Raw genomic sequence first — 13,345 nt, 5'->3', positions numbered from 1 at the left:
GGAGCAGCACACCGGCGGCACTGCATCCCTCCGGCTGTGTCCGAATACGACACAGCTCATTATAGGAGAGGGTTTTTATTTAGGCATCAATACGGTATCGATAACGTCAATGACACCGTTGCTCTGGTTAACATCATAAGTGCTGATGTTGGCCACGTCGCCTTTGGCATCTTTCAACTGGATATTGTGCGGACCATTGCTGATTAGCCACAGAGCTTGACCGTTAACGGTTTTAAGCTCGGCATGACCGCCGCCTTTTTTCAGCAGTTTTTCGAGATCTTTCATCTCGTATTTACCCGCGACCACGTGATAGGTCAAGATGCTGGTCAGCGTGGCTTTATTTTCAGGTTTGACCAGGTTGTCTACGGTACCGGCCGGTAATTTGGCGAAGGCAGCGTTAGTTGGCGCAAAGACGGTGAAAGGCCCTTTACTGGAGAGGGTATCGACCAGACCGGCTGCCTTCACGGCGGCGACAAGAGTGGTATGGTCTTTAGAGTTTACGGCGTTCTCAACAATATTTTTTGAAGGGTACATTGCTGCACCACCGACCATGGTGGTGTTGTCTGACATCATTGCAGCCATTGACGCGCTGCTAAACAGAATTGAAGCACACAGAGCGGTACGGATAAATGTTTTCATGATGTAATCCTTTAGGGTTGAGGGTAGGACTTATTGCCTGACATAAGTACATACGACCCAGCTCGCCTTTTGGATGCAGCGGTGAAGCAAAAAGATTTTCTTTTTCGACATAATGTCTTTAATTATATGATTTTAAAATAAAATTTATTTTATTGCGGATCCACTTTTATCGCGCGAATTTTAGCGCGCTTCTGTACCGTCAGCGTCGAGCCCGCCGAAGCGGCGATGATAGCCACCAGCGCAAGCCATTGCATCGGATTCAGTATTTCATCAAGAAACAGAATACCCGAGAAAGCAGCCATCGCCGGTTCCATGCTCATCAGCGTACCGAAGGTCTTGGCCGGAAGCCGCGTCAGCGCCACCATCTCTAGCGAATACGGCACCGCCGAGCTCAACAGCGCAATACCCAGACCTATCGGCAGAATATCCAGGCTAAACAGACCACTGTGCGCTTGTGCAATGCCAATCGGGCAGAAGATCAGTGCGCCGATGCTTGACCCCAGCGCCGCCGTGCCCGGCCCATAGCTGCTGCCAGCGTGCTGGCCAGCGAGGATGTAAACCGCCCAGCAAGCGCCTGCTATCAATGCAAAGCCGGCACCGACGGGATCGATGCCAGTCACGCTATGGCCTATTGGCAGGAGGAACCCTAATCCAATCACCGCCAGCAGCACCCAAACAAAGTCGATAGGGCGGCGAGAGGAAAACATCGCAACCGCCAGCGGACCGGTAAATTCTAGTGCCACGGCAATGCCTAAGGGAACCGTGCGAATTGCCAAATAGAAGGTATAATTCATACAACCCAGCGCCAGACCGTATATCAGCAACGAGCGCAGATTGCCGCCGCGCATTTTTATTCGCCACGGTCTGAAATAGCACAGCAGGATTATCGACCCCATGCCAAGACGCAGTGCGGTCACGCCCTGTGAGCCGACGAGGGGGAATAATGACTTCGCCATTGCAGCACCGCCCTGCAGAGAAAGCATGGCAATCAATATCATTGCAACGGCAATCAGCGGATTGTGTGCTTTAGCCGCTGCGGGTGAAACGGTATCGGTTAAAAGTTGCCCCGACTGATTTTTAAGAGAATTATTTTTCAAAGGTAACGGGTCCGTACAGAGTAAAAGGCGGATAGAGCGCCGCTGAAAAGCCGATATTGTACTGGCAACCAGAAATTTTTAGTGGATTAGTGTTAGCAGAAGGTAAAAAAACTTTTGTCTCAAGGGGATGAATGAGACAATTGCACAACAAAACCGCTGATTATTTGCGCAAAACATTAGGAATATTCCGCTAATTTGAAAAAGTTCAATAAGTTTATCTTATATTATTACGGTGAAAAAACTCTTTTAAATTAGCTGGATACGTCGATTTGGAAACTTTTTGTTACACCATAAAGTGCATTGGACATCTTAATTGAGGCAGAGTTTCACACTACTTTTTGTTATATTTTCATGGTGAAGGTTATTTTGGTTCCCTTTTTTGAGGTGGTTATGAAAAAAATTGCATGTCTTTCCGCATTAGCTTGCGTAGTAGCTTTAGGTACTTCAAGTGCATTCGCTGATACCAGCACTGTTACAGCTGGTTATGCTCAGAGCGATATGCAGGGCGTGGCTAATAAAGCAAACGGCTTCAACCTGAAATACCGTTACGAGCAAGACAACAACCCACTGGGTGTGATCGGCTCTTTCACCTACACTGAAAAAGATCACTCTCTGACTGATAATTCTTATCAGAAAGGTCAGTACTACGGCATCACCGCAGGTCCAGCTTACCGTCTGAATGACTGGGCTAGCATCTACGGCGTAGTAGGTATCGGCTTCGGTAAATTCAGCAATACCGAAAACCCAGACTCTACCGTTCTGCGTCAGAAGTCTGACACCAGCGACGTTGGTTTCTCCTACGGTGCAGGTCTCCAGTTCAACCCAATCCAGAACGTCGCTCTTGACGTTTCTTACGAGCAGAGCCGTATCCGCAGTGTTGACGTTGGCACCTGGATCGCAGGCGTGGGTTACAGCTTCTAATTATAGAAACCTGGCTGCCTCGGTCTTTAAAGATTCAGGCAACGATGTTTCGAAAAAAAACCGCCTCTCGGGGCGGTTTTTCTTTTTTTATTTTCCGTCTGTTAGTCCTGCATTTTGCTTAAATCCCGCTGTACCAGTTATACCCCTGGTCTTCCCAATATCCGCCTGGGTAGGTGTCGGTCACAAAAATTGCCCCGATATGTTTGGCATTTTTGAAGCCAAGCTTAGTCGGCATACGCAGACGAAGCGGATAACCAAAGTCGGGCGGCAAAGGTTTTCCGCCGAAGTCGAGCGCCAGAATGGTCTGCGGATGCAGCGCGGTTGCCATGTCGATGCTGGAGTAATAGCGGTCATCGCATTTAAAACCGACATATTTGCAGGTCAGGTCCGCGCCGACATGCTGCAAGAAGGTCTTCAGCGGCACGCCGCTCCACTGGCCTATAGCGCTCCATCCTTCGATGCAAATCAGTCGGGTTATCTGGCTGCTTTGCGGTAATTGCTGCAGCTGTTGCAACGTCCAGGGCGCTTTTTTCTCCACTTTCCCAGAGACTTCAAGGCGATAGTTGGGGATATCTATCTCGGGCACGTTGTACTCGGGATAATAAGCGTTAAAGCGAAAGGGTTTGGTAATCTGGTCCGCCGAGTAAGTTTGCGCTAACTTCTGACCGCTGAAGAGCCAGCTCTGGACGCGGTCGTTCCAGCGTGACATCGCCCACAGCACCTTATCGACGTCATCTCCGTCCTGCATATTGCAGCCTGTTAGCATCGACACTGCGCCAAGCGTCAGGCCAGACTTAATCATCAGGCGGCGTTGAACGTTAACCAGCTGCTTGCGCTGGTCCGGCTCAAGAATTAACTTTGGCCGTTTCTTTTCATCAGTCATCCGCGCTTTCTCCTGCATTTTTGGTCGCAGCGTTGCCGCCGGTAATCATGCCCGGCAAGGTTTTCGGCACCAGCAGCACCATTACCACGTGTACAACAACGAACAGCATAATGCCGCTCATCGCAAAGAAATGGACGTAGCGAGCGACGGTGAATCCGCCCATCAAATACACCAGTCCGCTAAACTGCACCGGTTTCCAGATGGACAATCCCGAAATCACTAACAGCAGGCCGAGCAACAGCACGCCGACGTACATCAGCTTTTGCACCGCATTATATTGATTAGACTTATGGGATAACCGAAAACGCAGTGCGCTTACCAGGTCATGCCAGACTGAGGCCGGCGTGAAAGGGAAAAAACGCTGCCTGAAATGGCCGCTGAACAAACCCCAGAGCAGGTAGAAAAGCCCGTTTGCCGCCAGTACCCACATCACTGCCAGATGCCAGCCGATATTGCCGCCGAGCCATCCGCCGAGCGTGGCGTTTTGTGGAAAGGTAAAATTAAAAATGGGGTCAGCGTTATAGATACCCCAGCCGCTCATGACCATGCCAATCATCACCAGCAGATTGACCCAGTGGCAGAGCCTCACCGGCCAGGGATGGATTCTTTTTTTACGCATAAGATTTTCCTTGGAGGGAGGTCAGCGCCAGTCCGCCTTGAAGCGCAGACACGTGAGGGGGCGAACCGGCGCTGGTATTCAATTCACATTACATCGGTGGGGTAACGCCGTCTTTGCCGGCAGCAATTCCGCGAGCGGCCAGGGCACCTTGAGCATCTTTAATTGGGAACAGCACGATGTGAGCACCTGGTTTCAGCAGGCTGCGGTCACCCGGTGCCAGCAGAACGACCGGTACGTCATCCGGTACTACTACGGTTTTTTCGCCGTTCTGGTATTTCACGGTCAGTGTACGGCCATTGGAGTTGACCAGTTTGCCGACGGTGCCGTTGGTCATGGTATTGATTTTACCGTCTGCGGACTCGAACGGGTTGAAGCCTTCACCGCTGCCGCGCAGGCTTGGGGCGAATACGTGAACTTCGAGCGCCTTCAGGGTACCGTTAGGCTGAGGTACGGCGGCAGTGCCGATGAAACTGTCAGCCTTGATGTCCGACATTTTACCTTCGGTAACCTGGGTAATTTTGGTCTGATCGGTCAGCTTGACATCCAGCTTTTCGCCCTGACGGGTTGTGAGCTCGAGGGAGGTAGGGGTCACAGAATCGATGGTGCCACGGGTCGGTTTAATGGTGTTGCTAGCGTCTGCTGCAAAAGCCCCGCTGGTCATCAGTAGGGAAGACAGCAGCAGACCGGCAAGGCGTGAGGATTTAATCATAATACTCTCCAAATTATTCATATGAGAACTACAAGGGAAGTCAGGTGACGCATCAATATAAAAATCAGCCTAATGTTTGCTAATTAATAATAGACAGGATGGACGACATACAGGGACTCATTGATGACAAGTTGATGACAATAATGTCATCAAAGGTTTCTTCCAGAACTGATAGACTTTACAAAGGAATGCGGAGTCAAAGAGGCACACATGCGGATACTGGTTATTGAAGATGACGTCAGCACCGGCGACTACCTTAAGAAAGGGCTGGGAGAGGCGGGCTATCGCGTTGATTTGGCGCGTAACGGCGCAGATGGGCTATTTTTGGCGCTGGAAGACAACTTTGATGCGGTGATCCTCGACGTCATGCTGCCGGGGCTCAACGGCTGGCAGGTGATGGAAGTGCTGCGCAAGAAGAGCGACGTGCCTGTTTTGTTCCTCACGGCACGCGATGAAGTGCAGGACCGTATTCACGGGCTTGAGCTAGGCGCTGATGATTATCTTATCAAGCCTTTCTCCTTCACCGAACTGGTCTTGCGCGTGAGAACGCTGCTGCGTCGAGGCACGGTGCGTGAGTCTGACACCTATTCGCTGGCCGACCTGCACATTGATGTGCTGCGCCGTAAGGTGACGCGGCAGGACACGGTTATTCCCTTAACCAATAAAGAGTTCATGCTATTGCATCTGCTGATGCGCCGTGAGGGGGAGGTGCTGTCGCGCACCATGATAGCCTCGCAGGTCTGGGACATGAATTTTGACAGCGATACCAACGTGGTCGACGTGGCGGTCAAACGCCTGCGCAGTAAAATCGACCGGCCCTATGATGTGAAGCTTATCCATACCGTGCGCGGTATCGGCTACGTGTGTGAAGTGCGAGACTATGAGTAAACCTTTTTCACTTATCCTGCGTTCGACGCTGCTCTTTGCCCTGATTGCCGCCCTGGTGGTCAGCTGCGTGGGCTTTTATCTCTATTACTCGATGGAGAAAGAGATGATCCGCCGAGCAGATTATCAGGTCGCGGGCAGGGTGCAGTATTTCCGCCAGCTGCTGGGCAATGATTTTCCGTTGACGCAGCTCAGCCACAATCCCGGATTATTTGAGAATATGCTCGGTAACGAGCGCGATATTCTGCGTTTTCGCCTTCTCGGCCAAGCGCCAATCATCAACGTCAATCCAGGCCACATTGTGCTGCCAGAGGTTGCGGCCGTTCCGGTCGGTCAGACGCTCACCCTGCAAAGCGTGCATCATGTTTTGGCCGAAGACGATACGCCGGTGCGTTTCGCTCTCGCCGACGTGCGTATGAAAGACGGTCAAACGGTCGAGATTCTCGCCGGGCACTTTATGGCGGGTGAAACCAAGATGCTGGATGCGTTCCGCTGGGAGATCATTGCCTCCGTGCTGCTGGCGTATGTGCTGATCGCCGGACTCGGTTACGTGGTTATCCGTCGCGGACTACGCCCGCTGCAGAAAATGGCTAATGAGGCCGCAAAAATCCATCCAACCAGCCTGTCTACGCGGCTAAGTGAAGAGGGCGCACCGCTGGAGCTCCAGCAACTCATTGTTTCTTTCAACGCGATGCTCGACAGGTTGTCGGACGGTTATCAGCGGCTCAATCAATTCTCGGCCGATTTGGCGCACGAGATCCGCACGCCGGTCGGCGCGCTGATGGGGCATTGTCAGGTGGCCCTTTACCAAACCCGCACAACGGAAGAGTATGAGACCCTGCTGGCCAATAACATGGGCGAGTTGGAGCGTATTTCGCGTATGGTCGAGAATATCCTCTTCCTGGCCCGCGCCTCGCATGCACGTTCGGTGCTTAATATTGTGCCGCTGTCGATGGAGAACGAAACGCTGCGGGTGGTGGACTATTTTGAAGGGCTGGCCGAAGAGCGCGGCATACGCCTGGCGTGTGAAGGCGAGGGCGTGGTGTTTGCCGACGCTCTGCTTTTCCAGCGGGCGCTGAGCAACCTGGTGGCTAACGCCATTAATTACGGGGATGAAAACAGCGAGGTCAAGGTTTGGGTCGAGCATCAGGCACAGAGCAGCGCCGTTAACGTCGATAACGCCGGTCCGGCTATTCCCACGGACCAGATAGACAAACTGTTTGACCGTTTTTATCGTGCGGATCCGTCTCGTAGCGAAGGGGGAAGCTCAAACGGTCTGGGGCTGGCGATTGTTCAGGCCATTATGACGCTGCATCGCGGCAGTGTGTCGGTCTCGAATCTTCCGCAGGGCAGAACACGTTTCACGTTGACCTTCCCTCGAGCGTAGAAACCGAGGCGATAAACTCATCGTTAAATAAATATTAAATAAAGCGTAAAAAGTGTATTTTTCGCCATCGCGTAACGCAATGAAATATAAGGATATCGTTAATTTTGTTACATTTTATTAGTCAATGTAATAATTGAATTTATGAGAAATCGGCATTTTCAGGGTCTCATAGTGTCATCGGCAGCCACAAATTGACGCTTTTAGGTCATTTGCCTCCGGCACGGGCGCGCAGCATACGCGAATAGAACCTTTGAAAGAGCTTTTACCGACTGATGTATAAAATACGAGACTTATCGCAACAGAAGATTTCACTTTTTATTGCTTTGTACCTGGGAATATTGCTCAACCTTCCAATTTTTTACCGTCGCTATCACGAATTACACTATGACAATACCTTGTCTTTGATGGTTGAGATGGTGGCGGCATTTGCGTTGGTCTATTTCCTCACCAAGCTTGTCTCCTTTACCGGTAAAACCGTGTATCGAGTGCTGCTTTCTATTGTTGTCGTGGCCTCTGTGGCGGCGGCTTACTACATGATTATCTTCAATGTCGACATCGGCTACGGCATTCTGGCTTCGGCGCTGGCAGTGGACTCGCTCGACCTGTCTAAAGAGTCGGTGGGCAGCCACTTCTTTATCTGGCTCATTGCCGTTAGCTTTATCCCGCTTATCCTGCTTTGGGGCAGTAAAATGCCCGGTTCGTCGCTGAAAGAAACGCGCTTTCGCACCGTTGCCATCAAAATAGTGCTTTTGGTTGTCAGTGGACTGGCCTGTTGGGTGCCACTCAAGTTGATGGGCGGCGCGCAGGAAGCGCATGACCGCATAAACAACCGCATGATGGCCAGCTACGGCGGTGTAGTGGCGGGGAGTTACTTACCTTCTAACTGGTTGTCCGGGCTGGGTCTTTATATCTATAGCTCCTACAGTCAGGCCGAAGATACTAAAAATCTCTTCGATCCTTCAAAACATTTCACTTATGTGCCGCCAAAAGACGTGAAAGATCTGTACGTGGTTTTCGTGATTGGCGAAAGCGCACGACGCGACCACATGGGCATTTACGGCTATGCGCGTGACAATACGCCTAACCTTGAGAAAGAGAAGAATCTGGTCGCGCTACAGGGATATTCTTGCGATACCTCGACCAAACTTTCGTTACGCTGCATGTTTGTACGTATGGGCGGAACTCGCGACAATCCGGAGCGGACTCTCAAAGAGATGAACGTCTTCTCTGTGCTTAAGAATCAGGGCTTTAGTTCTGACCTGTACTCCATGCAGAGTGAAGCCTGGTTCTACAACAAAACCAAAGCCGATGAATACTCGCTGCGTGAAAGCATCGGCTCTGAAAAGCGCAATGCCGGTAAACCGGTCGACGATATGTTGCTGATCAACGAAATGAAGGACTCGATTGCCAACCATCCACAGGGCAAGCACCTGATTATTCTGCATACCAAAGGGTCGCATTACCTGTATTCAGAGCGATATCCGCGTAACTTCGCACGCTATCAGCCGGAGTGTATGGGCATTGATGACGCCTGCTCGACCGAAGAGATGATTAACGCTTACGATAACTCCCTGCTTTATACCGATGATTTCCTTGAGCAGGTGTTTAATCAGATGCGTGATAAAAACGCCATCGTGTTCTATGCTTCCGACCACGGCGAATCTATCTCGCAAAACATGCATTTCCACGGCACCCCGCGGGATCATGCGCCGATTGAGCAGCGTACCGTCCCTATTATGGTGTGGGCATCTGACAAATTCCTGGCCAACGATCAGAATCGTCAGGCGTTTCAGCAGTTGCAAATCATGGCCAGGAACAAAGTGCCGGCCTATCATGAGAAACTTTTCGACAGTATATTAGGTTGTATTGGCTACACTTCGCCGAACGGTGGCATCGTGGAACAGCATAACTGGTGTCACGTACCGACTACGGGAAAATAATGAGAACAAAAAATGGATAATGCGCGTCTAGTGGTGGGGATTCTCACCCTGATTATGACGTTGTTGACCCTGTTGCCTTTATCTCGTAACCAGCGCTGGTGGGTGCGTATCTGGGACTTCCCACGCCTGCAAATGGCCGTGTTGTCGCTGGTGTTTCTCCTGCTTGAGTTGTGTTTTCTGCCCGGAGGCGGGCAGTTTTCATGGCTCATCGTGCTGCTCGCCCTGGGTTGCACGATTTATCAGAGCTGGTGGATATTTCCCTACACTGGCCTTTCGAAAGTGCAGGTAAAAAAAACGCCAGCCAGCCAGCATCCTCGCATTAAAATCCTCAACTGCAACGTGCTGATGACCAACCGCAAGTCTGAAAAACTGCTGGAAATCCTTGCGCAGAACAGACCCGATGTCATCGTCCTGCTCGAAACCAATCTATGGTGGGAGCAGCAGATGGCGCCGTTGCAGGCCAGTCATCCCTACACGCTCAAATGCCCGTTAGAGAACCTTTATGGAATGCACGTCTACTCGCGCTTTCCCCTCATTGAGGCAAAAATTCAGTATCTGGTGGCGGAGGGGATCCCTTCGATGCATTTTCGCGTCGAGCTTGAGGGCGGGGAGCAGGTGGTTCTGCACTGCCTGCATCCGATGCCGCCTAGCCCGACCGAGGACGACGAGTCTACCAACCGCGACGGCGAGCTGATTGCTGTCGGGCATACCTGCGCACGGGCGACTTATCCAACCATTGTGACCGGAGACCTGAATGACGTGGCCTGGTCACGGACTACCCGGCTGTTTATGAAAATCAGCGGGCTGCTCGACCCACGTCGCGGACGCGGAATGTTTAATACTTTCCACGCCAGCTATCCGTGTTTCCGTTGGCCGCTGGACCACGTTTTCCACAGCAAAGACTTCACGCTGGTTGACCTGAAACGCCTTGAACCTATGGGTTCCGATCACTTTCCGATTATGGTGGAACTGGTCCTTAATCCTCGAGAGGGCAGTACGCAGGAGAAGCTGAAAATTGAGCAGGGCGATATCGAGGAGGCGCGCGAGAAAATGACCCACGCCGGAATAAAAAGCCGCGATGTTCATCAGGCAGAGCTTAGTGATATCCAGCATTAAGCGATTAATTTTATTTGTTGAAGAAGCGGGTTGGCAGGTCAAGGGCCAGCGCGCAAGGCGCGTGCCCTTAACCTTTAATCCCCGTTACTCCGGAAACGTCAATGTATTGCCCGGCGCTTCCCGATTGATGTGCAGGAAGTTTAGGTGACGCTCGTACTGGTCCAGAATATCGTTGATCACCTGATGCTTGGTAAAGTCCATCAGGTCATTGCCCTGCGTGCCCTCTAGCAAAAAGGTTTCCAGGCGATAATAGTGCGATTTGCCCGAACGCGCGCGATAGGTGAAGCCCGGTACGGCGTAGCGCTGCGGCCAAATCTGATAGATAAAGTTCTGCTCTTCACCCAGCTTGACCAGCAGCTCCAGATGGTTGAGTTTCTCATCATCCACCGGTGCGCCTTCGGTAAATTCTACCTTGGCACCGCGCAGCTTCAGCTCGTTCGCTACCTCCTGCATCGCAGGACGGCAGACAATATCCAGCATCTTCTGCGTGTGCGTGGTTCCCGGGAAGTTCATCACCCTCGACAGACGCTGCTTCCAGTTCAGTGCTGCATCACCGGCGGACGGTGTCGCAGGCGCAAAGTTTTGCAGCGTACTGGCACGTCGATAATCCTCAAGACGCAGCGATTTATACAGTCCCGCCATCACAAAGAAGATAACGAAGCTAAACGGCAGTCCCATGATAACCGTCGTGTTTTGCAGCGCTGATACGCCGTCGGTCATCAACATTCCCAGCGTCAGCACGCCGATGGTGACGGACCAGAAGATGCGCAGCCAGTTGGGGGCATCGTTGTTGATATCGGCCAGCTTAGAGGTGAAGTTCCCCAGTACCAGCGAGCCAGAGTCGGCCGAGGTAACGTAGAACAGCAGGCCGGTGATGGTTGCTACAGAGGCGCTCAGCGTAAAGCCTGGATACTGCGCCAGCAGGCTGTAAACGCCGCGCTCCGGGTGCGCAATCACTTCGTTGGCGAAGGCAATATTGCCGTGCAGAATCTGATACAGCGCGCTGTTGCCGAAAATAGACAGCCAGAACAGCGTGAACACAAACGGAATAATCAGCGTCCCCAGCACGAACTGGCGAATGGTTCTGCCACGCGAAATACGCGCCAGGAACAGGCCCACAAACGGCGACCAGGCAACCCACCAGGCCCAGAAGAAGAGGGTCCAGCTGTTCATCCACTGCGTTGGGCGGTCAAAGGCGAAGGTGTTGAGCGTCATGCCCATAAAGCGATTGATGTAATCACCAATATTCAGCACCAGCGCATTGAGCAGGAACTCGGTATTGCCGAAGAACAGCAGGAACAGGATAAGCCCCAGCGCCAGCAGCACGTTCAATTCGGAAAGAATACGAATGCCCTTGTTGACGCCCGAAGTGACCGACACTGTGGCCATTATTACCGACAGCAAAATCAGCGCCGCCTGCACCCCCAGACCTTCCGGGATATGGAACAGCACTTTCAGGCCGTAGTTTAGCTGAACCACCCCAATACCCAAGGTCGTGGCGATACCAAAGATAGTGCCGACCACCGCCGCAATATCCACGCTGTGGCCAATCGGGCCGTAGATTTTCTTGCCGAAAATAGGATACAGCGCCGAGCGGATGGTCAGCGGAAGATTGTAGCGATAGCTGAAATAACCGAGCGCGATACCCATCAGCGCATACATTGACCAGCCGGTCAGGCCGTAGTGGAACAGCGTCCAGACCATCGCCTGGCGTGCCGCCGCAATGTTCTGGCCCTGGCCTTCCGGCGGCATCATATATTGCGTGACCGGTTCGGCTACCGAGAAGAACATCAGGTCGATACCAATACCGGCGGCAAACAGCATCGAGGCCCAGCTCATCATGGAGAATTCAGGTTTTGACTGCTCGGGCCCGAGCTTGATAGAGCCAAAGCGCGAGCTGGCGATAAATACCACAAACACAATGTACAGCGTTGCGGCCAGCATGTAATACCAGCCGAAGGTGGCTGATACCCATTCCAGCGCCACGCTAATTGCTTTTCCCGAGATATCGGTAAAGAAAATGGTCATCAGCGTAAAGGCCAGAATCAGCCCCGCCGAGGTAAAAAATACCACCTTGTTTAGCGAGTCTTTAGGTTTTTCCGAAAGTTCGATAGAAGCCATCGTTTTCCCGTTTTCCAAAGGTCATAAAAGACAAAACACAAGGTCGGGAGTGGTGTTTAAAAGCAGCGCGCCTTAGCGCATATCAAGAACACCGGGGACAAGGTTTATGACGCTAAAAAAATGTCCTGACAGGAGATCCGCTGAGTGCACTGGCTTTAAAACGCCTTCATCGACCTGAAAATAAGCAAGTTCTGATATTGCCAGTAACCTGCTTTTTATCAACCGCTTGTGAAAGAATTTGCCTCAATGTTTCTACAAATTCGTTACCAGACGGTAATAAAATATATTCATTTTTTATTGAACGTTCAATCAAAAAAAAGTTTAATAGGGACAGTTCCGGCGTTAAATAAAATTGAAACAGGCATCAATACAGCCGTTTCATCACGCCATTTTCAGGAGTGGAGTCAATGCCAAAAGTTGGAATGCAGCCGATTCGGCGGCAGCAGTTAATTGATGCGACGCTTGCCGCCGTGAACGAGGTTGGCATGCATGACGCCTCGATTGCCCAGATTGCCCGTCGAGCGGGCGTATCCAACGGCATCATCAGTCACTATTTTCGTGACAAGAACGGACTGCTCGAGGCGACGATGCGTTATCTGCTGAGCCACCTCGGCGACAGCGTTAAGCAACGACTGGCTACGCTTAACGACGATGCGCCGACCGCGCGTTTACGGGCGATTGCACAGGCAAACTTTGATGAAGGGCAGACCAACGATCCGGCGATGAAAACCTGGTTGGCCTTTTGGGCCAGCAGCATGCATCACCCCCAGCTGTACCGTTTGCAGCAGGTCAACAGTAGAAGGCTCTACTCGAATCTATGCGTCGAATTTCGACGATTTTTACCTCATCACGAGGCGCGTCTGGCGGCGAAAGGCCTGGCAGGACTGATTGACGGTTTGTGGTTACGCAGCGCACTGAGTCACCAGGTGTTTGACCGTCAGGAAGCGTTGCTGATTACGCATCGCTACATCGAATCACTGGCGCAGTCTGCCGCACGCTGAAGGTCAATGCCTTCACTTTGTCGCCCG

The 13,345-nt window shown here is 51.8% G+C and carries 12 protein-coding genes; 6 read left to right on the top strand and 6 right to left on the bottom strand.

The window, feature by feature from the left end; genetic code table 11:
• Positions 1 to 75 precede the first annotated feature (75 nt).
• Positions 76 to 639 carry a fasciclin domain-containing protein gene (locus tag BS640_RS00130; RefSeq protein ID WP_017491589.1) on the bottom strand — a complete coding sequence of 188 codons (564 nt, stop codon included), beginning with the start codon at positions 637 to 639 and terminating at the stop codon, positions 76 to 78.
• 149 nt (positions 640 to 788) lie between these two features.
• A complete protein-coding gene (rhtA, locus tag BS640_RS00125) occupies positions 789 to 1,736 on the bottom strand; it encodes a threonine/homoserine exporter RhtA (protein ID WP_084911523.1) in 948 nt (315 codons plus the stop codon).
• 390 nt (positions 1,737 to 2,126) lie between these two features.
• Here rhtA and ompX point away from each other — a divergent pair, with 390 nt between their 5' ends.
• Positions 2,127 to 2,657, top strand: coding sequence for an outer membrane protein OmpX (gene ompX / locus BS640_RS00120; protein WP_026110492.1), 531 nt, complete (start codon positions 2,127 to 2,129; stop codon positions 2,655 to 2,657).
• Between the two features lie 118 nt (positions 2,658 to 2,775).
• Here ompX and BS640_RS00115 read toward each other — a convergent pair whose 3' ends face one another.
• The 3 genes from BS640_RS00115 to BS640_RS00105 form a co-directional block, all read right to left on the bottom strand.
• A complete protein-coding gene (locus tag BS640_RS00115; RefSeq protein WP_017491592.1) occupies positions 2,776 to 3,540 on the bottom strand; it encodes a molybdopterin-dependent oxidoreductase in 765 nt (254 codons plus the stop codon).
• On the bottom strand, positions 3,533 to 4,159 hold the full coding sequence (locus BS640_RS00110) for a cytochrome b/b6 domain-containing protein (protein WP_017491593.1): 627 nt from the start codon (positions 4,157 to 4,159) through the stop codon (positions 3,533 to 3,535). The genes BS640_RS00115 and BS640_RS00110 overlap by 8 nt, the downstream gene beginning before the upstream one ends.
• Before the next feature lie 88 nt (positions 4,160 to 4,247).
• Entirely contained in the window at positions 4,248 to 4,868 is a 621-nt protein-coding gene (locus BS640_RS00105) for a hypothetical protein (RefSeq protein WP_017491594.1), read from the bottom strand.
• A gap of 210 nt (positions 4,869 to 5,078) precedes the next feature.
• Between BS640_RS00105 and BS640_RS00100 the strand changes: the two genes are divergently transcribed.
• The 4 genes from BS640_RS00100 to BS640_RS00085 all read left to right on the top strand — a co-directional run bounded on the left by BS640_RS00100 (position 5,079) and on the right by BS640_RS00085 (position 10,196).
• Positions 5,079 to 5,756: a heavy metal response regulator transcription factor gene (locus BS640_RS00100; RefSeq protein WP_084911520.1), complete on the top strand. Its 678-nt coding sequence runs from the start codon at positions 5,079 to 5,081 to the stop codon at positions 5,754 to 5,756.
• Positions 5,749 to 7,140, top strand: coding sequence for a heavy metal sensor histidine kinase (locus tag BS640_RS00095; protein ID WP_084911517.1), 1,392 nt, complete (start codon positions 5,749 to 5,751; stop codon positions 7,138 to 7,140). Before BS640_RS00100 ends, BS640_RS00095 begins: the two co-directional genes overlap by 8 nt.
• A 272-nt stretch (positions 7,141 to 7,412) precedes the next feature.
• Positions 7,413 to 9,080, top strand: coding sequence for a kdo(2)-lipid A phosphoethanolamine 7''-transferase (gene eptB / locus BS640_RS00090; RefSeq protein WP_084911514.1), 1,668 nt, complete (start codon positions 7,413 to 7,415; stop codon positions 9,078 to 9,080).
• A gap of 12 nt (positions 9,081 to 9,092) precedes the next feature.
• A complete protein-coding gene (locus BS640_RS00085) occupies positions 9,093 to 10,196 on the top strand; it encodes an endonuclease/exonuclease/phosphatase family protein (RefSeq protein ID WP_084911512.1) in 1,104 nt (367 codons plus the stop codon).
• Positions 10,197 to 10,280: 84 nt separating this feature from the next.
• Here the strand turns inward: BS640_RS00085 and BS640_RS00080 are convergent, their stop codons facing one another.
• On the bottom strand, positions 10,281 to 12,317 hold the full coding sequence (locus BS640_RS00080; RefSeq protein ID WP_084911510.1) for a choline transporter: 2,037 nt from the start codon (positions 12,315 to 12,317) through the stop codon (positions 10,281 to 10,283).
• Positions 12,318 to 12,724: 407 nt separating this feature from the next.
• On the opposite strand from BS640_RS00080, the gene betI reads away from it, so the two are divergent.
• Positions 12,725 to 13,318 (top strand): transcriptional regulator BetI, encoded by a 594-nt coding sequence (gene betI / locus BS640_RS00075; protein WP_017492434.1) that lies wholly within the window; start codon positions 12,725 to 12,727, stop codon positions 13,316 to 13,318.
• Positions 13,319 to 13,345: the final 27 nt, after the last annotated feature.

It is taken from the genome of Rouxiella badensis, from assembly GCF_002093665.1.
Classification (GTDB): domain Bacteria; phylum Pseudomonadota; class Gammaproteobacteria; order Enterobacterales; family Enterobacteriaceae; genus Rouxiella; species Rouxiella badensis.
This window is presented reverse-complemented; position numbering and strand designations above follow the sequence as displayed.

Bases quoted from the DNA above. Each gene is read 5' to 3' on its own strand.
- BS640_RS00130 (WP_017491589.1), bottom strand. From the start codon at position 639: ATGAAAACATTTATCCGTACCGCTCTGTGTGCTTCAATTCTGTTTAGC.
- ompX (WP_026110492.1), top strand. From the start codon at position 2,127: ATGAAAAAAATTGCATGTCTTTCCGCATTAGCTTGCGTAGTAGCTTTA.
- BS640_RS00115 (WP_017491592.1), bottom strand. From the start codon at position 3,540: ATGACTGATGAAAAGAAACGGCCAAAGTTAATTCTTGAGCCGGACCAG.
- BS640_RS00110 (WP_017491593.1), bottom strand. From the start codon at position 4,159: ATGCGTAAAAAAAGAATCCATCCCTGGCCGGTGAGGCTCTGCCACTGG.
- BS640_RS00105 (WP_017491594.1), bottom strand. From the start codon at position 4,868: ATGATTAAATCCTCACGCCTTGCCGGTCTGCTGCTGTCTTCCCTACTG.
- BS640_RS00100 (WP_084911520.1), top strand. From the start codon at position 5,079: ATGCGGATACTGGTTATTGAAGATGACGTCAGCACCGGCGACTACCTT.
- BS640_RS00095 (WP_084911517.1), top strand. From the start codon at position 5,749: ATGAGTAAACCTTTTTCACTTATCCTGCGTTCGACGCTGCTCTTTGCC.
- eptB (WP_084911514.1), top strand. From the start codon at position 7,413: ATGTATAAAATACGAGACTTATCGCAACAGAAGATTTCACTTTTTATT.
- BS640_RS00085 (WP_084911512.1), top strand. From the start codon at position 9,093: ATGGATAATGCGCGTCTAGTGGTGGGGATTCTCACCCTGATTATGACG.
- BS640_RS00080 (WP_084911510.1), bottom strand. From the start codon at position 12,317: ATGGCTTCTATCGAACTTTCGGAAAAACCTAAAGACTCGCTAAACAAG.
- betI (WP_017492434.1), top strand. From the start codon at position 12,725: ATGCCAAAAGTTGGAATGCAGCCGATTCGGCGGCAGCAGTTAATTGAT.